This window comes from Alphaproteobacteria bacterium (genome assembly GCA_019635875.1).
In the GTDB taxonomy this organism is placed as follows: domain Bacteria; phylum Pseudomonadota; class Alphaproteobacteria; order Reyranellales; family Reyranellaceae; genus JAFAZJ01.
The window spans coordinates 16,033-33,517 of sequence record JAHBYP010000016.1 but is presented as its reverse complement, the minus strand read 5'-3'; the positions used below and the strand labels follow the sequence as shown (position 1 = coordinate 33,517).

Annotated in this window: 13 protein-coding genes and 1 riboswitch; of the genes, 7 read left to right on the top strand and 6 right to left on the bottom strand. The window is 70.1% G+C overall.

Annotation, left to right across the window (positions count from 1 at the left end; genetic code table 11):
• Nucleotides 1-6: 6 nt before the first annotated feature.
• Both KF889_30605 and KF889_30600 read left to right on the top strand, forming a co-directional pair.
• Complete coding sequence (locus KF889_30605) at nt 7-2,736, top strand: DUF2339 domain-containing protein (GenBank protein ID MBX3503816.1); 2,730 nt, start codon at nt 7-9, stop codon at nt 2,734-2,736.
• Entirely contained in the window at nt 2,733-4,028 is a 1,296-nt protein-coding gene (locus tag KF889_30600; GenBank protein MBX3503815.1) for an AMP-binding protein, read from the top strand. Before KF889_30605 ends, KF889_30600 begins: the two co-directional genes overlap by 4 nt.
• A gap of 101 nt (nt 4,029-4,129) precedes the next feature.
• On the opposite strand, the gene pyk is transcribed toward KF889_30600, so the two are convergent.
• The 5 genes from pyk to KF889_30575 all read right to left on the bottom strand — a co-directional run bounded on the left by pyk (nt 4,130) and on the right by KF889_30575 (nt 10,664).
• Entirely contained in the window at nt 4,130-5,542 is a 1,413-nt protein-coding gene (gene pyk, locus KF889_30595; protein ID MBX3503814.1) for a pyruvate kinase, read from the bottom strand.
• A gap of 227 nt (nt 5,543-5,769) precedes the next feature.
• On the bottom strand, nt 5,770-6,690 hold the full coding sequence (locus KF889_30590; GenBank protein ID MBX3503813.1) for an NAD-binding protein: 921 nt from the start codon (nt 6,688-6,690) through the stop codon (nt 5,770-5,772).
• Nucleotides 6,687-7,475, bottom strand: a complete 789-nt coding sequence (locus tag KF889_30585; protein MBX3503812.1) for a hydroxypyruvate isomerase family protein — start codon at nt 7,473-7,475, stop codon at nt 6,687-6,689. Before KF889_30585 ends, KF889_30590 begins: the two co-directional genes overlap by 4 nt.
• Nucleotides 7,476-7,578: 103 nt before the next feature.
• A complete protein-coding gene (locus KF889_30580; GenBank protein MBX3503811.1) occupies nt 7,579-8,844 on the bottom strand; it encodes a four-carbon acid sugar kinase family protein in 1,266 nt (421 codons plus the stop codon).
• Between the two features lie 149 nt (nt 8,845-8,993).
• On the bottom strand, nt 8,994-10,664 hold the full coding sequence (locus KF889_30575) for a mucoidy inhibitor MuiA family protein (protein MBX3503810.1): 1,671 nt from the start codon (nt 10,662-10,664) through the stop codon (nt 8,994-8,996).
• Between the two features lie 156 nt (nt 10,665-10,820).
• On the opposite strand from KF889_30575, the gene KF889_30570 reads away from it, so the two are divergent.
• Entirely contained in the window at nt 10,821-11,396 is a 576-nt protein-coding gene (locus tag KF889_30570) for a hypothetical protein (protein ID MBX3503809.1), read from the top strand.
• 3 nt (nt 11,397-11,399) lie between these two features.
• Here KF889_30570 and KF889_30565 read toward each other — a convergent pair whose 3' ends face one another.
• Entirely contained in the window at nt 11,400-12,674 is a 1,275-nt protein-coding gene (locus KF889_30565; protein ID MBX3503808.1) for a glycerate kinase, read from the bottom strand.
• A gap of 62 nt (nt 12,675-12,736) precedes the next feature.
• On the opposite strand from KF889_30565, the gene KF889_30560 reads away from it, so the two are divergent.
• From KF889_30560 to KF889_30545, 4 genes are all read left to right on the top strand, one after another.
• Entirely contained in the window at nt 12,737-13,519 is a 783-nt protein-coding gene (locus tag KF889_30560) for an N-formylglutamate amidohydrolase (GenBank protein ID MBX3503807.1), read from the top strand.
• 435 nt (nt 13,520-13,954) lie between these two features.
• Complete coding sequence (locus tag KF889_30555; GenBank protein MBX3503806.1) at nt 13,955-14,305, top strand: hypothetical protein; 351 nt, start codon at nt 13,955-13,957, stop codon at nt 14,303-14,305.
• Nucleotides 14,306-14,322: 17 nt separating this feature from the next.
• A complete protein-coding gene (locus KF889_30550; GenBank protein ID MBX3503805.1) occupies nt 14,323-15,123 on the top strand; it encodes an enoyl-CoA hydratase/isomerase family protein in 801 nt (266 codons plus the stop codon).
• A gap of 19 nt (nt 15,124-15,142) precedes the next feature.
• Nucleotides 15,143-15,355, top strand: a riboswitch (cobalamin riboswitch).
• Between the two features lie 83 nt (nt 15,356-15,438).
• Nucleotides 15,439-17,403, top strand: coding sequence for a TonB-dependent receptor (locus KF889_30545; GenBank protein ID MBX3503804.1), 1,965 nt, complete (start codon nt 15,439-15,441; stop codon nt 17,401-17,403).
• Nucleotides 17,404-17,485: the final 82 nt, after the last annotated feature.

Sequence of the window (17,485 nt, the reverse complement as noted above, 5' to 3'; positions counted from 1 at the left end):
GTTCCCATGGACGGCCTCTGGATCCTCCTCGTCCTGATCGTTGGCGTCGTCGCGCTCGGCACGCCGGTCATGGCGCTGATCGCCTTCCTGCGCAGCGGCGAGACGCGGCGCTCGATCGAGGCGCTGCAGGGCCAGATCCGCGAGCTGCGCGCCGAGCTCGCCCAGCGCGGGCCGAGGCCGGCGGTCGAGCCGCAGGCCGAGGCGCCGCCGGCGACGCCGGCACCGCCGCAGGATGACCTGCCGCCGGCGATCGCGCCGGCGGCGGCAGCGCCGCCGCCGGCACCGCCGTCCTGGCAGCCCGCGCCACCGCTGGTCGCGCCGGCAGCCGACTCGCTGCCGCCGCTGCTGACGCCGGGCCCTGTGCCGGCGGCTTCCGTCGCGCGCAAGCCGGCGCCGAGCCTCGAGCAGTGGCTGGGCGCGCGCGCCTTCGTCTGGGGCGGCGGCGTCGTGCTGGCGCTCGCGGCGATCTTCCTGGTGCGCTACTCGATCGAGCAGGGCTATCTCTCGCCGACGGTGCGCGTGATCCTCGCGGCGCTGTTCGGCGCCGGGCTGATCGTCGGCGGCGACCGCCTGCGCGGACGCGACGATCGCGTCGCCCAGGCGCTGACCGCCGCCGGCGCCGCCGCGCTCTACGGCGCGCTGTTCTCCGCCGTGGCGCTCTACGAGATGGTGCCGCGCTTCATGGGTGGCGTGCTGGCCCTGGCGCTGACGGCGGGCTGCATCGTGCTGTCGCTACGCCACGGCATCTTTGTCGCGGTACTCGCCTTCGTCGGCGGCTTCGTCTCGCCGCTGGTGATCGGCGGCGAGACGCCCAACATCCTCGCGCTGTTCGGCTACCTGCTGGCCACCGCCGCCGGCACCCTGGCGGTGATCCGCCATCGCGGCTGGTGGGTGCTGGGCTGGGGCGTGCTCGCCGGCACCAGCCTGTGGAGCCTGTTCTGGATGGTGCTGCGCGCAGACGATCCCGTGCGCTACGGCGCCGATGGGCAGATCTGGGTCGGCCTGTTCCTGGTCGGCGTCGCCGCGCTCTTCGTCTGGGCGACCTGGCAACGCGTGCGCGAGCAGGGACAGCCCACCGATCACGTCGTTGGGCAGGTCTGGGCCGCCACCCTGATCACCGGCGGGCTGCTGGTCGGCATCGCCGTCGGCGATCCGCTGCGCACCGCCGGCTGGCTGTGCCTGGGCCTCTACGGCGCGGGCATCTATGCCCTGGCGCGCTACGTGCCGCGCTTCCAGTACCTCGCCGGCCTGCCGCCGCTCCTGTCGCTGTCGGCGCTCGCCATCTGGTGGTTCGTGCATTTCTGGGGCGGCCCGACCGCGGAGGAGGTCGACGCCTTCGGCCCGACCCTGCTGGTCATGGGCGGCGGCTTCGCCATCGCCGCCTTCGCGCTCATGTGGAACGCCGGCCGCCCGGGCTTCTGGGCCGGCGTCACGGTGGGCGCCACGCTGCTGCACTTCCTGCTCGGCTGGTACACCTTGCGCGGCAAGTTCCCGGCGATGCCGTGGTCGCTGCTCAGCCTCGGCCTGGCGCTGCCATTCCTCGCCGCCGCCGACCGGCTGGCGCGCTGGCGCGGCAGCATGCCGGGCGCCACCGAAGCGCTGGGCGTGATGGCCGCCGGCGTGACGTTCTTCGTCGCCGCGGCGATCCCGCTGGAGCTGCGGCGCGAATGGATCACCGTCGCCTACGCCTTCCAGCTCACCGCCATCGCCTGGATCGGCTGGAAGCTCGACGTGCTGAGCCTGCGCTGGCTGTGCTGGCCGCTGCTCGGCACGGTCATGGTGCGCTTCGTGCTCAATCCCTACCTGCTCGACTACCCGCTGGGCGGCATCCCGTTCCTCAACTGGATCCTGTGGGCCTATGGCCTGACCATCGTCGCCTTCTGGCTCGGCGGGCGCTTCCTCTCGGCGGTGCGCCAGGATCCGCTGTCGGAGATGGTCAAGGCCTCGACCGTGCTGCTGGGCTTCGTGCTGCTGACCCTCGAGGTGCGCAGCATCTTCCAGCCATCCGGCCTGTCGGCCGCGGGCACGACATTCTACGAGCGCGCCACCCTGGTGCTGGCCTGGGGCGGCTTCGCGCTGGTCGCGCTGCACGTGGCGCGCAGGACGGGCTCGCAGGTCGCGCTGATGGCCTGGCGCATCGTCGGCGCGCTGAGCGCGGCGCTGGCGATCCTCGTGCAGAGCCTGGCGATGAACCCGATCGCCGAGTCGGTGCGCGTCGGCACCACGCCGCTCTTCAACGGCCTGCTGGTCGGCTACCTGCTGCCGGCGCTGCTGGCGGCGCTGGCCCTGCGCATGGCGCGCCAGGCCAACGAGACGCGCGCCGTTGCCATCGCGGCGATCACCGCGATGATCCTCGCCTTCGCCTGGGTGACGCTGGAGGTGCGCCACGTCTTCGATCCGGTGTTCGCCGGCGATCCGTTCGACGCCGAGGGCGTCGAGCTCTACACCTATTCCGCGGCCTGGCTGGTGTTCGGCCTGGGGCTGCTGGCGATCGGCATGTGGCGCCACGTGCCGGCACTGCGCCACGCCGGCATGATCATGGTGCTGCTGGTGGTGGCCAAGGTGTTCCTGATCGACATGTCGGGCCTGCAGGGGCTGCTGCGCGTGCTGTCCTTCCTCGGCCTGGGCGCGGCGCTGGTCGGGCTGGGCTACGCCTATCGCCGCTTCGTCTTCGCCGCCGACGAACGGCCCGAGCTGGCGCCGCCCGAGCCGCCGCCGGCGCCGACGACGCCATGACGATGACTCCGTTTCCCGAGACGCGCCTCTCGCGGGACGCGCTGGAAGCGCTGCAGCTTCAGCGCCTGAAGGCGACGCTCGCGCACGCATACGCCAACCAGGCGCCCTATCGCGCCAAGTGCGCGGCGGTCGGCGTGCATCCCTCGGACCTGAAGTCGCTCGCCGATCTCGCGCGCTTCCCGTTCACCGCCAAGGGCGACCTGCGCGACAACTATCCCTACGGCATGCTCGCCGTGCCGCGCGAACGCTGCGTGCGCGTGCATGCCTCGAGCGGCACGACGGGACGGCCCACCGTGGTCGGCTACACCGCCGAGGACATCGACACCTGGTCCGACCTGATGGCGCGCTCGATCTGGGCCGGCGGCGGGCGGCCGGGCGACGTCGTGCATGTCGCCTATGGCTACGGCCTGTTCACCGGCGGGCTGGGCGCGCATTACGGGGCGGAGCGGCTGGGCTGCACGGCGGTGCCGATGTCGGGCGGCAACTCAGAGCGCCAGGTGCAGCTGATCGCCGAGTTCGGCGCGCGCGTAATCATGGTGACGCCGTCCTACATGCTGGCGCTGGCCGATGAGTTCGAGCGCCAGGGCATCGACGTGCGCGACACGGCGCTGCGCATCGGCATCCACGGCGCCGAGCCGTGGACCGAGGGCATGCGCGCCGAGATCGAGCGGCGCACCGGCATCGACGCCGTCGACATCTACGGCATTTCCGAGATCATGGGCCCCGGCGTCGCCCAGGAGTTCCGCGACAGCAAGGACGGGCCGACGATCTGGGAGGACCATTTCCTGCCGGAGATCGTCGATCCCGACACCGGCCTGCCGGTGAACGAGGGCGAGATCGGCGAGCTGGTCTTCACCTCGCTCAGCAAGCAGGCGCTGCCGGTGGTGCGCTACCGTACGCGCGACCTGACGCGGCTGTTGCCCGGCACCATCACCAGCATGCGCCGCATGGCGCGCATCACCGGGCGCAGCGACGACATGCTGATCGTGCGCGGCGTCAATCTCTTCCCCAGCCAGGTCGAGGAGCAGATCCTGCGCGAGCCGGCGCTGTCGCCGCACTACGTGCTGGAGCTGTCGCGCGAGGGCCCGCTCGATGCGCTGAAGATCGTCGTCGAGGCGCGCGCAACACTGGGCGAGGACCGCCGCGCCGACGTGGCCGCCGCGCTGTCGGCGCGCGTCAAGGCGATGTGCGGCGTTACCGCAGGCGTCGAGATCGCCGCGCTCGGCACCGTCGAGCGCTCGATCGGCAAGGCCAGGCGCGTCATTGATCGGCGAAATCGTCCGTCGTCCTGAGCGCAGCGAAGGACCTCGCGGTATCGCGGTCACACGCTGGCGTCGTGTCTGCTCGCGCCACCGCAAGGTCCTTCGCTGCGCTCAGGACGACGGGCGGGCCGTCACGCCCGCGCGATCCGGAGAATGTTCGTGGCGCCGGGCGTGCCGAAGGGCACGCCGGCGGTGATCACCAGCCGGTCGTCGGGCTTGGCCAGCTCCTCCTGCAGCGCCATGACGCGGGCGCGCTGGACCATGTCGGCGAAATTGTGCGCGTCCTCGGCGAAGGCGGCGTGCACGCCCCAGACCAGCGCCATGCGCCGCGCCGTGGCCATCCTCGGCGTCAGGCAGAGAATCGGCACGTCGGGCCGCTCGCGCGCCGCGCGCAGGGTGGTCGAGCCCGACGTCGTATAGGTGACGATGGCGGCGGCAGAGAGCGTGTGCGCGCATTGCCGCGCGGCGGCGCTGATGGCGTCGGCCGCGGTCGGATCCGGCTCGTGGCGGCTGGAATCGTTGATCTCGCGGTAGACCGGATCGCGTTCAACGCGGGCGAGGATGCGGTTCATCATCTGCACCGCCTCGACCGGGTAGTTGCCCGAGGCCGACTCGGCGCTCAGCATCACCGCGTCGGCGCCGTCGTAGACCGCGGTGGCGACATCGGAGGCCTCGGCGCGGGTGGGCGTCGGCGAATGCACCATCGAGTCGAGCATCTGCGTGGCGACGATCACCGGCTTGCCGAGCTCGCGCGCGGCGCGCAGCATCATCTTCTGGATCGGCGGCACGTCCTCCGGCGGCAGCTCGACGCCGAGATCGCCGCGCGCCACCATCAGCCCGTCGGTGATCGCCAGGATGTCGTCCAGGTGTTCGATGGCGCCGGGCTTCTCCATCTTGGCCATGACCGCGGCGCGGTCGCCCACCAGCTTGCGCAATTCGGCGATGTCGTCGGCGCGCTGCACGAAGGACAGCGCCACCCAGTCGACGCCCAGCTCCAGCGCCGAGTCGAGGTCGCGGCGGTCCTTGTTGGTCAGCGGCGAGAGCGGCAGCAGCACGTCGGGGACGTTGACGCCCTTGCGGTTCGATACGTCACCGCCGACCTCGACCTCGGTGTCGATCGTATCCTCGGTGTGCTTCTTTACCCGCAGGCGAATGCGGCCGTCGTCGATCAGCAGGGTGCTGCCGACGCGGATCGCCTGGAAGATCTCGGGATGCGGCAGCGGCGCGCGCTTCGCGGTGCCCGGCTCCCTGGTCATGTCGAGCCGGAAGGCGTGGCCGGCCTTCAGGTGCACGCGATCGCCGGCGAAGGTGCCGACTCGAATCTTCGGGCCCTGCAGGTCGGCCAGGATGCCGATTGGCCGGCCGAACTCGCTCTCCAGCGCGCGGATGATGTCGACGCGGGCCTTGTGGTCCTCGACCGTGCCGTGGCTGAAGTTCAGTCGGAAGACATCGACGCCGGCGGCGAAGATGGCCCGGATGCGCTCCTCGGTCGAGGTGGCGGGACCCAGCGTGGCGACGATCTTGGTGCTGCGGCTGCGATGCATTCAGGGGGCGTCCTTTGCCCGCAGTGTAGCGCGAACCATCCCGCGGATCGCGACGGAATGATGACTTTCCCTCCTTCTCCCCGCGAAGGCGGGGAGAAGGTGCCGAGCGCAGCGACGCGGATGAGGGGCTTCATGGCCTGTCAGCATCCGCAATGCCTGTTGCACCGCCTCGAAGCCCCTCATCCGCCCTTCGGGCACCTTCTCCCCGCCTTCGCGGGGAGAAGGAATCATGACGGCTTCTTCGCCCGCTCGGCGACGCTGAAGCCGCCCATCTGCTCGTAGAGCTTGACCACCGCGGCGTCGTCGAGGCGGCCCCAGCCGGCGGCCGAGGCCATCAGGAACAGCTGGTGCGCCGTCGCCGCCAGCGGCAGCGCCTGCTTGACGTCGCGGCCGGTGTCGAGCACCAGGCCGAGATCCTTGACGAAGATGTCGACCGCCGAGAGCGGCGTGTAGTCACCCTCGATCATGTGCGGCGCGCGGTTGGCGAACATCCAGGAATTGCCGGCGCTGTTTGTGATAACGTCGTAGAGCGCGCGCGGATCGGCGCCGGCCTTGGTACCGAGCGCAATGGCCTCGGCGGTGGCCGCGATGTGCACGCCGGCCAGCAGCTGGTTCACCGTCTTGACCAGTGAACCGATGCCGGGCGCATCGCCCAGACGGTAGACCTTGCCGGCCACGGCGTCGAGGATCGGCTCGGCGCGGGCATAGGCATCGGCCGTGCCCGAGGACATGATGGTGAGCTGCCCGTCGGCGGCGCGCGCCGCACCGCCGGACATCGGCGCGTCGAGCAGGGGATGACCCGCCTGCGCCAGCCGCTCGCCGAGGCTCCTGCTGAAGCCCGCCGGCACGGTGGCGCATTGCATGACCACGGCGCCTCTGGGCAACGAGCCGACTGCGCCTCCCTCGCCGAACAGCACCGCCTCGACCTGGGCCGCGTTGACCACGACGATGACCAGCGCATCGGCCTTGGCGGCGGCGTCCTTCGGCGAGTCGGCGATCGCGCCGCCGGCCGCGACGAGACTGTCGCGCGCAGCCGGGTTCATGTCGACGCCGACCACGCGGTGGCCCTTGTCGAGCATGTTGCGCGCCATGCCCATGCCCATCGAGCCGAGGCCGACGATGGCGACGTTCAAGGTGTTGGTGCTCATGCGCTGATGCCGTAGGGCCTGGCCCAGCCGAGGCCGGCGGCCGTGGTGGTCCGGGGCTTGTACTCGAGGCCGACATAGCCGGCGTAGCCGAGGCGATCGAGCACCTCGAGGACATGGAGGTGATTGGCCTCGCCGACATCGGGCTCGTTGCGATCGGGATTGCCGGCGATCTGCACGTGGCCGATCTGCGCGAAGAGCTTCTCGGCGCGGCGCACCAGGTCGCCCTCGGTGACCTGGCAGTGATAGAGGTCGAACTGCAGCTTGAGGTTGGGCGCGCCGATCTCGGCGATGATGGTGGCGCCCTCGGTCGTGGTGTTGAGGAAGTAGCCGGGGATGTCGCGCCGGTTGATCGGCTCGATCACCACATCGCGGCCGTCCTTCGCCGCGCGCTCGGCGGCGCGCTTGAGGTTGTCGACATAGGTGCGGCGCATCGCCGAGAGATCGGCGCCCGGCGTGATCAGCCCCGACATCACGTGCACGCGCGCACAGTCGAGCGTCGCGGCGTAGCCCATCGCCGTCTCCAGCGCGGCCTTGAAGTCGGCTTCACGGCCGGGCAGCGCCGCCAGCCCGCGCTCGCCCTTGCTCCAGTCGCCCGGCGGCAGGTTGAACAGTGCCTGGGTGAGCTTGTGCTGCTTCAGCCGGGCGGCGATGTCGGCGGCGGGGAAGTCGTAGGGGAACAGGAACTCCACCGCCTTGAAGCCGTGAGCGGCGGCGGCGGCGAAGCGCTCCATGAATCCGATGTCCTGGTAAAGCCAGGACAGGTTGGCGGCGAGTTTCAGCGGCATGGCGTTTCCATCTTTTCCGTCATCCCGAGCGTAGCGAGGGATCTCCCGGCAACGAAGCCCTCGTTTCGAGGAGATTCCTCGCTGCGCTCGGAATGACAGCGGGTCACGGCAGCTTGGCGAAGGCCTTGGAGAAGAAATCGGCGGCGCCGAAATTGCCCGATTTCAGCGCCAGCGCGATGGTCGCCCCTGACTTGGTCGTCGTCGCCGTCCACGGCACGCCGGGATCGATCTCCGGCCCGATGCGCAGCGCGCGGGCGCCCAGCGCCTGCACCACGGCGCCCGAGGTCTCGCCGCCGGCGACCACGAGGCGCCGCACGCCGGCGGCGACGAGGCCGCTGGCGATGGCCGCCATCGTCGCCTCGATGCGCTTGCTCGACTCCTCGACGCCATAGCGCGCCTGGACCGCCTTGACTCGCTCGGGCGGCGCGCTGGCGTAGAGCAGGGCGGGGCCCGCCTGTTTGCCGGCCCAGTCGAGCGCCTGCTGCGCCACGTCCTGGCCGTCGCAGATCGCCTCGGTGTCGAGCTCGAGCGCCGCGCCACCGGCACCGCGATAGGTGGCGATCTGGCCCAGGGTCGCGGCTGAGCACGAGCCGGCGACGATCGCGGCCTTGCCGTCCACTTTGGGCAGCTGGTCGGCGGCGCCCTCGCGCAGCAGGCCGGCGCGGCGGAAATTCGCCGGCAGGCCCATGGCGACGCCCGAACCGCCGGTGACCAGCGCGAGATCGGCGATCGCCTCGCCGATGGTCATCAGGTCGGGATCGGTGCCGGCGTCGACGACGGCGTGGCGCACGCCCGAGGCCTTGAGTACCTCGATCTCCTCGCGGATCGCGGCGGCGCCCGCCTGCACCGTGCGCAGGCCGATCAGGCCGACCTTGTGCCTGGTCTGGCGCTGCAGGACGCGCACGAGGCTGGGATCGGTCATCGGCGTCAGTGGATGGTCGCGCATGCTCGATTCGCTCAGCAGCACCGAGCCGACGAAGAGGTAGCCGAGGAAGATCGCGCGGCCATTGGCCGGGAAGGCCGGGCAAAAGATGGTGAAGGACTCGTTGAGACTGTCGAGCAGGGCGTCGGCCACCGGGCCGATATTGCCGCGATCCGTCGAATCGAAGGTCGAGCAGTACTTGAAGAAGATCTGCCGGCAGCCACGCGCCCGCAGCGCCGCAAGGGCTTCGAGCGATTGGGCGATGGCGTCAGCCGGCGCGATGGTGCGGCTCTTGAGCGCCACGACGATGCCATCGACATCGTCGAGCGCCATGTCGGCGGCCGGCACGCCGATGGTCTGGACGGTGCGCATGCCGCCCTTGACCAGCATGCCGGCGATGTCGGTCGCGCCGGTGAAATCGTCCGCGATGATACCTAGAAGCGCCATCTGGTCCTTGCCCTTCCCCCGGAGGGGGAAGGTGGCGCGCGTAGCGCGACGGATGGGGGATGTCTCAACGAAGTCGCTGTTCGTCTTCGACATCCCCCATCCGCCCTTCGGGCACCTTCCCCCTCCGGGGGAAGGTATCAGGATTCGGCCTATCGCACGTTGCCGTAGATGACCTCGCGATCCGACGGCCACTTCACGCGGTAGGCGAGGCGGATCTCCTTCTGCTCGCCGGCGGCGTACTCGTAGGTCCAGCCCATCACGCCGCGGCGATCCTCGACGGTTTGCTCGGTCGGCTTGGTCGTGGTGTCGAGCATCTCGACGGTGATGGTGTTGACCTCGCTCACCGGGATGCGGTCGATCACGGTGATCCTGATCGGGAAGTCGTGCAGGTTCTTCACGACCGTCTTGAACTCCGCGGTGTCGGTGCGGCTGGAGCCGAGGAAGCCGGGCTCTGCCTGGCGGCGCGCCACCGGCACGCGCGTGACCTTGACCTGGTCGTCGGCGCCGAAGCTGAGCTCGACCTTGTCGCCCTGGGCCACCAGCGGCAGCGACGACTGCCCGACGAAGGTGCCGTCGCGGTGGATGTTCACCGGACCGGGCAGCAGCGGCGCCTCCTCCTCGTTGGTGAACGAGGCCTGGAGATAGGCGGTCGGGTTCAGCACCGGCACGGTCTTGATCTGCAGCTGCGGTGCCACGGTGGCGCCCGAGATGCGGAAGGTCTTGGCCGCGCCGTCCTCCGGGATCGAGACGCGGCCGGGCACGCCGAACGAGGCCTGGAAGGCGCCGCTCTGGATTTGCGCCTGTTGCTCGCGTGCGGTCTCGACGATGTCGGCCTTGTCGACTGGCTTGGGCTCGGCCAGCACCGGCGGCGGTGCCGGTGCCGGCGCGCCCGAGGCCGGCGCCGAACGGTCGCGGCGGACGTACTCCTGCGGCGGCGGGCGCAACAGGACGCGCGATGTCATCAGCTCCGGCGCACCCGCGCCGCGCGCCACGCGCACGGTCGAGACGATCAGCGTGACGTCGTTCCACGGCTCGCCGGTGCGCTGGGTCACGGCGGCGCGGCGCACCAGCTCGAGCGAGGCCTTCTTGCCCTTGCCGCCGGTGTCGAGCCGCGCGTCATAGAGCGGCCGCCAGCTGGCGCCGGCGACGCGGTAGGTGACGGCGAGCTCGGCCTTGCTCGCCGCACCCGCTTCCAGCGCGATGGTGACATCGACCACCGGTGCGCCGGGGCGCGGCGGCTGCGGCCGCGCGCGCTCGAGCGCGGCGATCTCGCCGTCGATCTCGCGCAGCTGGGCTGCGAGCACGCGAATGTCCTCGTTGACCTTGATCAGCTGCTCGTTGATCGCGGTCCAGGCGGCCGGCCAGTTGGCCGCGTCCATCGCCTTGCCGTCGGGCGAGAGCTTCTCCGGGCTGGCCTCGGAATAGCGGCGGATCATCGCGCGCGTGCGCTCGCTGGCTTCCATGCGCGCGGCGGAGATGTCGCGCTTCTCGCGCAGCGCCTTGATCTTCGCCTCCAGCGCCGCGTCGATCACCGGCCGCGGATTGCCCGGCGCGGCACGCGTCTCGACGGCGCCGATCGACAGCGGGCCCGAGGCCTTGCCGGCGACGCGCAGCGAGGCTGGGTCGATGGTCGCCGGCAGGCCCTTGAGCACGATGGTCGAGGCGCCGGTCGGCAGCTCGACGATGGCCAGCCGCGTGACGCTGGCGCCGTCGGGATAGACGGTGACGGTGTCGACCTTCGAGGCGGCTTCGATTTCGGCGGCCCAGGACGGGCCGGCCAGCGCGCACGCGACGGCGGCGGCGGCAATGACAGCTCGCATAGGAGTCTCCCCTGGCGCCCGGCGATGGAGGTGGCGCCCATCGCGAGGTTTGCCCGCCAAAATGGCGGCCTGACGGCTGCACTGTGTCACAACGATAGTGAGCAAGCGATCATTTTATGTTAAACGTCACGGCTGCTGACCCAGGAGAAAGCCGCCGTGGCAACCTATCTGAAAAGTCCACCGCCCAAGCTGGTGCAGCAGGACACCACCAAGTTCCATTGCTGGGCGGCGTCGCTGGAATCGTGGATCGATGCGCGCAAGCCGCAGACGCCTCAGGCGGCGATGACCAAGATGCAGGCCGATCTGATAACGTCATACAAGGATTTCGTCGGCGCCAAGGACGGGTTGATGGTCGGCAAGGCGCTGATCCAGCTGATGTTCGATTTCCAGATGATGGTCGACCTGCACAAGCCGCAGACCAAGGCGATCACGCTCGCCTCGATCCAGCAGCGCCTGATGATGAAGGGCTATCTGTGGCTGTTCCATCTCGGTGGTCCTGGCCTCGGCACCTTTCTCGGCCATTGCCTCGTCGTCTACGGCACGGTCGACGCTGCAGGCAAGGATCCGAACCTGAACGTCATGGATCCCTGGGCCGGGAAGCTCACCACCAAGCCGCTCGCCGAGCTCAACAAGTCGGACACGGTGTTTGTCTGCTGGTACGAGACCGGCCCCACCTGGAGCAACGACATGTTCCGGATCATGAAGGCGGTGTCGGGGGCGCAAAAGCCGTAGCCGTCACGCCTCGATCAGGCTGATCCGGCAATCGTTGACGTTGGTGCGCGTCGGCCCGGTGATGATCGAATCGCCCAGCGCCTCGAAGAAGCCGTGGCCGTCGTTGTCCTCGAGGCGCGCGCGCGCATCGAGGCCGGCGGCCTGCGCCCGCGCCAGCGTATCGGGCGAGATGCGTGCGCCGGCGATGTCCTCGATGCCGTCGACGCCGTCGGTGTCGCCGGCCAGCGACCACACGCCCGGCTGACCATCGAGCGCCAGCGCGAGCGCCAGCAGGTACTCGACATTGCGCCCGCCGCGGCCCTTGCCGCGCACCTCGACGCCGGTCTCGCCGCCGGAGATCAGCGCCACGCGCCGGCCCTTGCCGGCCAGCGCGCGGATCCGTTGGGCGTGCTCGCGTGCCACGTCGCGGGCGAGGCCTTCGATCGCGTCGCCGAGGATCAGCGGCTCATAACCCTCGCGCCGCGCCACGCCGGCGGCGGCTTCCAGCGCGCGCATCGGCGTGACGGTCATCACGATGCTCGCGTGCGAGAGGCGCGCATCGCCGGGCTTCGGCGTCTCCTCGATGCGGCCCGCGGCGCCGGCTTCGAGATGCGTCCGCACCGCGACGGGCGGATCGATGCGATACTTCGCCAGCACGGCCTGGGCGTCGGCGAAGGTCGAGGCGTCGGCCACCGTCGGGCCCGAGGCGATCACGCCCGGATCGTCGCCCGGCACGTCGGAGATCAGATAGGTCACGATGCGCGCCGGCCGCGCCGCCAGCGCCAGCCGGCCGCCCTTGATTGCCGAGAGATGCTTGCGCACCACGTTCATCTCGCCGATCGGCGCGCCGCTGGCGAGCAGCGCGCGGTTCACCGCCTGCTTGTCGGCCAGGCTCAGGCCCGGTGCCGGCGCACTCAGCAACGCCGAGCCGCCGCCGGAGATCAGCGCGATCACCAGATCCTCGGCGCTCAGCCCGCGCACCATCTCGAGCATGCGGCCTGCGGCGGCGCGGCCGCGCTCGTCGGGCACCGGGTGTTTGGCGACGACGCATTCGATGCGGTCGGTCGGCATCTCGTAGCCGTCGCGCGTCACGACCAGGCCGGCAAGCGGTCCGCGCCAGTTGTCCTCGACCGCCCTGGCCATGGAAGCGGCGGCCTTGCCGGCGCCGATCACCAGGGTGCGGCCCTTCGGCGGCTTCAGGTCGCCCAGGTATGGAGCGAGGCACACCTGCGGCGAGGCGGCGGCGATCGCCGCGTCGAACATCGTGCGCAGCTGTCTGAAGGCGGTATCGCGATCCATGAGGGGCGGGTGCGGCAAGCCTGCGATTGGTCGGGCGGCGATGGTGTCATAGAGTGCGCGCCATGTCGTCTCTTCTGGCGGCCGACGAGCCGCCCGCGTTCAGCGCGTACAATCCCGAAGGCAATTTCCCACTGTTGCTGGCGTGCGATCACGCCGGCAACACGGTGCCGCGCGCGCTCGACAATCTCGGCCTGCTGCGCACCGAGCTGTCACGTCATATCGGCTGGGATCCGGGCGGGCTCGATGTCGGGCGGCGCCTGTCGGAACTGCTCGACGCGCCGTTCGTCGCCTCGACCTATTCACGGCTGGTGATCGACTGCAACCGCTGGCCCGGCGGCGCCGGCTCGACGCCGGAGGTCAGCGACGGCACGGCGGTGCCGGCCAACCGCGCGCTCGACGAGGCGGCCATCATGGCGCGCGCCAATGCCTGCTTCTGGCCCTACCACAACGCCTTGGACGATGCGCTCGATCGCTTCGCCGCGCGCGGCGTGAGGCCGGCGCTGTTCGTGGTGCACAGCTTCACGCCGATCATGCGCGGCATCCAGCGACCCTGGCAGGTGGGCGTGCTGTGGCGCACCGATCCGCGCCTCGCCAGGCCGCTGCTGGCAGCCTTGCGTGAGATCCCCGGCATCTTCGTCGGCGACAACGAGCCGTACTCCGCGCGCGATCCGGTCGAGTACACGCTGCAGGCCCATGCCGAGCCGCGCGGCCTGCCGCATTGCTCGATCGAGATCCGCCAGGACCTGATCGGCCATCGCGCCGGCGCCATGCACTGGGCCGAGCTGATCGCGCCGGCCGTCCGTCGCGCGGTTCAAGCGTCACTTGAAGTCGCGGAAGCAGCCTGAAGGCCCGGTCGAGGCGCTGTAGCTAACTCATTAAGTCAGCGTGAGATTCTTCCGCGACTTCATGTGACGACTCATCAATCGAACGTGAATTTCCCCAGCAAAAGCAAGCACTTGACCTCGCGTTTGACGCCTCGCGCTGATCGCGGAACAATGTCTTCATTCAGTATGGTCAATAATTTCGAATGAAATTTGGGCCGGCATTTCAGACCGGTCGAATTGATGGGGAACACAATGCATTGCTCGCTCGGATCTGCCGGGCCCTAGCGGCCGTCAGCCCTTCACCCTCGCGTGCGGTTTGAATCTGGTCTGCGCTTCAGCGACCTCCGACCGATCCGTACCGCTCCTCAACGTCCAAGAGGACTCGCCCAGCCTGTGGCCAAGATGCCGAAGGCGAACGATGGCGCTTGTCCTCGCGCCAGGAAAGCGTGCGTCATCATGGGAATTCAACTGCGTCTCACGCCTCGTCTCGTGTCCGCCGGCGTCTTCCTCGGGGTCATCGCCGTGTCGGCGGTCGCCGTCAACGAATGGATGGCGTCGCGGCGGTGCACGGCCGCCTGGGATCACGCCGGCGAGCGAATCGGCGATCGACTGACCGACCGTGCCGCCACGCCCTACCTCGGCATGATGCTGGCGAGCAAGCACGAGGTGCCGGCCAGCTACCAGGTGTCGATGCGGGAGTTCGTCTCGGCCTGCCGTGCCCGCGTGATCAAGCGGGTCGTGCTCCGGGACGAGTCGGGCGCCTATCTGGAGCCGACGCCGATCGCGGCCGCCGCGGCCCGCCGCTGACAGAGGGAGGGCCGAACATGTCCGTGCTCATCGCTCCATCGTCCTACGCCGGCGGGCTGATCCTCTCGACCCGGCGCGCGCCCGTGACGACGATCATTCTCAATTCGCCCGAAACCCGCAACGCCCTGACGCCCGACGGCGCGCGCGCGCTGGCGCAGGCCCTGGCCGACGCCGATCGCGACGAGGGCATCCGCGCGATCGTGATCACCGGCGGCGGCGGCAATTTCTGCGGTGGCGCGCAACTCGACGCGCTGCCCGACTCCGAGCCGTACCTGCCGTGGGCCGGCGAGGGCGGACCGCTGCACAAGCGTCTGTCCAAGCCGTTGATCGGCGCCATCGAAGGGTACGCGTCGGCCGAGGGCTTCGGCCTGGCGCTGCTCTGCGACATCCGCGTCGTCGACTCGACCGCCGTGTTCGGCGTCTTCGGCCGCCGTCTCGGCGTCACCGGCGACGGGACGGCGGCGCGGCTGCCTGGCATCGTCGGCGCGGCGCACGCCATGGACATCATGCTGACGGGCAGCGCGATCGGCTGCGACCGCGCCATGGCGATCGGCCTGGCGACGCGAAAGGTCGCCAACACCGGGACCCGCGCCATGGCGGAGAAGCTCGCGCGCGACATCGCGGCCTTCGCGCCGACGTCGATCGCCGCCGACCGCCAGGCGGTGCAGCTGGCCGCCGATGGCGAGCTGCGACGCGCGCTGCTGGCGGAGGTCGAGTGGTCGCAGGATGTGTTCCGCGCCGAGGGCCGCCAGGCGGTTCGCGAGCTGCTGGGCGCCAGCCACGGGCTGAAGGCCTGTGGGCAGCGCGGCGCGGCTTGACGATCTTCGAGCCGCCCTCTATCGCTTTGCCATCGACGGTCCTCCCGAAAGGGAGGTGAAAAGGGAACGCCGTGCGGCCGGGCAACCGGCCCAATCGGCGGCTGTGCCCGCAGCTGTGAGCGGCGAGCGCGTTTCCAACATGCCACTGGTGATCCCTGTTGGGTGACCGGGAAGGCGGGAACGATGCTGAGACCCGTGAGCCAGAAGACCTGCCGCCGACAGCGTCATCCTTCCGACGGACGGGAATATCCGACGGAGCGGTTCACCGAGCGGTGACGCGCCCACGCGTGTCTATCGGCTCGGAGGACCGTCACCATGACGCCCGCTCGTTCTGTCCTGTATCCCATCGCCCTGGCCGCCGGCCTGGGCCTTTCCATCGCGCAGGCCCAGCAGCAGCCGCCGGCCCCCGACCCCGAACCGGTGGTGACCCTGCCCGACATGATCGTCGGCGCCGACCGCGCGCCGGTGCCGTTCAACCTGGTCAACGCCAGCGTCACGGTGGTGCGGCGCGACGAGATCGAGCGCAGGCAATGGCGCACGCTCAACGACGTGCTGGGCCAGTCACCCGGCCTCAGCACGACAAACTCCGGCGGACCGGGCAAGACGACGCAGCTCTTCATGCGTGGCATGAACGCCAATCACAGCGTCGTGCTGATCGACGGCGTGCGCGTCGGCGATCCCAGCAGCGTCAACGGCTCGCCGAACCTGGCGCATCTGCGGCTCGAAGGCGTCGAGCGCATCGAGATCGTGCGTGGGCCGATGAGCACGCTCTACGGCAGCGACGCGCTGGGCGGCGTCGTCAATATCATCACCCGCCAGGGCTCGGGCAGGCCGACGGCCTCGCTGTCGGTCGAGGCCGGCTCGTACGGCACGGTCAACGCCGACGGCCTGGCCAGCGGCTCGTACGGGCCGCTGAGCTTCGCCTTCGGCGTCTCGGCGGCGACCAGCGACGGCTTCAGCGCCGTGGCCGATGGCCGCTCGACCAACGGCGCGCCGCCCGACCACGACGGCTATCGCAACCTCTCGCTCAACGGCCGGCTGGGCTTCGACGTCGCCGATTGGCTGAAGCTGCAATGGTTCGGCCGCTACGGCCGCACGCGCACCCACTACGACGCCTTCCTCGCCGAGGATCCCAATCTCTACGAGACCACCAACAGCCTCTCGACGCGTGTGCAGGCCGATATCGAGCTGTGGGACGGCCGATCGAAGACGACGCTCGCCTGGTCGTTCCTGGAGACGAATCGGCGCGACGTCGATGAGGTCGATCCGTTCAACTTCGCCTTCGCGCCCGACAACCGCAACCGCGGCCGGCGCGTGCAGCTCGAGGCCACCACCAGCCTGACGCCGCTCGAGATGGTCAACGTCGTCGTCGGCATCGAGGCGCGCCGCGACTCGATCCTGTCGGAGAGCTTCGACGCCACCGGTCTGCGCACCTCGAGCGTCGGCGCCGCGGCCTGGACGCGCGGCGCCTTCATCAACGCGCGCTTCACGCCGGTCGAGGATCTGTCCTTCACTGCCGGCACGCGTATCGAGAACCACGACGCTTTCGGCACTGCCGTGACCTGGCGGCTGGGCGCGTCCTACCTGGTGCGCGAATCGGACACCAAGATCCGCGGCTCGGTCGGCACGGCGTTCAAGGCGCCCAGCCTCGACCAGCTCTACGTCGACTTCGCCGCCTTCGGCTTCTTCGCGAACCGCAATCTGCGACCCGAGCGCAGCACCGGCTTCGAGGTCGGCATCGACCAGAAGCTGTTCGGCGGCAAGCTGGCCCTCGGCGCCACGGTCTTCCACAACGAGGTCAGCGACCTCATCCAGCTCACCAGCTGCGGCGCCTTCTGCAGCACGCTCAGCAACGTCGCCCAGGCGCGCGTCACCGGCGTCGAGCTGTCGCTCGACGTGCGGCCGTCGGAGACTCTCAACTTCCATGCCGACTACACATTCACCAACGCCCACAACCTGCTGACCGGCGCGCCGCTGCTGAACCGTCCCCGGCACCAGATCAACCTGCACGCCAACTGGCAGCCGCTGGCGGGCTGGTGGGTGGGCGCGGGCCTGGCCTATCGCCGCGGCCGCTACGAGACCGATTTCAGCACCTTCCCGTCGCAGACCGTGGAGATGGCGAGCTACACCGTCGTGCGCCTGACCACGAGCTACGACGTGACCCGCTGGCTGCAGGTCTTCGGCCGCGTCGAGAACGTCACCGACACCTACTACGAGGAGCCGCTGGGCTTCCGCACGCCGCGGCTCAGCGCCTATGCTGGCGCGCGCGTGCGGTACTGAGGCGGGACGCGCCGGGCCTTCATGTCATCCCGAGCACCGCGAGGGATCTTTCGTCGGCGCGAGGATCCCTCGCTGCGCCCGG

Bases quoted from the DNA above. Each gene is read 5' to 3' on its own strand.
- KF889_30605 (MBX3503816.1), top strand. From the start codon at position 7: ATGGACGGCCTCTGGATCCTCCTCGTCCTGATCGTTGGCGTCGTCGCG.
- KF889_30600 (MBX3503815.1), top strand. From the start codon at position 2,733: ATGACGATGACTCCGTTTCCCGAGACGCGCCTCTCGCGGGACGCGCTG.
- pyk (MBX3503814.1), bottom strand. From the start codon at position 5,542: ATGCATCGCAGCCGCAGCACCAAGATCGTCGCCACGCTGGGTCCCGCC.
- KF889_30590 (MBX3503813.1), bottom strand. From the start codon at position 6,690: ATGAGCACCAACACCTTGAACGTCGCCATCGTCGGCCTCGGCTCGATG.
- KF889_30585 (MBX3503812.1), bottom strand. From the start codon at position 7,475: ATGCCGCTGAAACTCGCCGCCAACCTGTCCTGGCTTTACCAGGACATC.
- KF889_30580 (MBX3503811.1), bottom strand. From the start codon at position 8,844: ATGGCGCTTCTAGGTATCATCGCGGACGATTTCACCGGCGCGACCGAC.
- KF889_30575 (MBX3503810.1), bottom strand. From the start codon at position 10,664: ATGCGAGCTGTCATTGCCGCCGCCGCCGTCGCGTGCGCGCTGGCCGGC.
- KF889_30565 (MBX3503808.1), bottom strand. From the start codon at position 12,674: ATGGATCGCGATACCGCCTTCAGACAGCTGCGCACGATGTTCGACGCG.
- KF889_30560 (MBX3503807.1), top strand. From the start codon at position 12,737: ATGTCGTCTCTTCTGGCGGCCGACGAGCCGCCCGCGTTCAGCGCGTAC.
- KF889_30555 (MBX3503806.1), top strand. From the start codon at position 13,955: ATGGGAATTCAACTGCGTCTCACGCCTCGTCTCGTGTCCGCCGGCGTC.
- KF889_30550 (MBX3503805.1), top strand. From the start codon at position 14,323: ATGTCCGTGCTCATCGCTCCATCGTCCTACGCCGGCGGGCTGATCCTC.
- KF889_30545 (MBX3503804.1), top strand. From the start codon at position 15,439: ATGACGCCCGCTCGTTCTGTCCTGTATCCCATCGCCCTGGCCGCCGGC.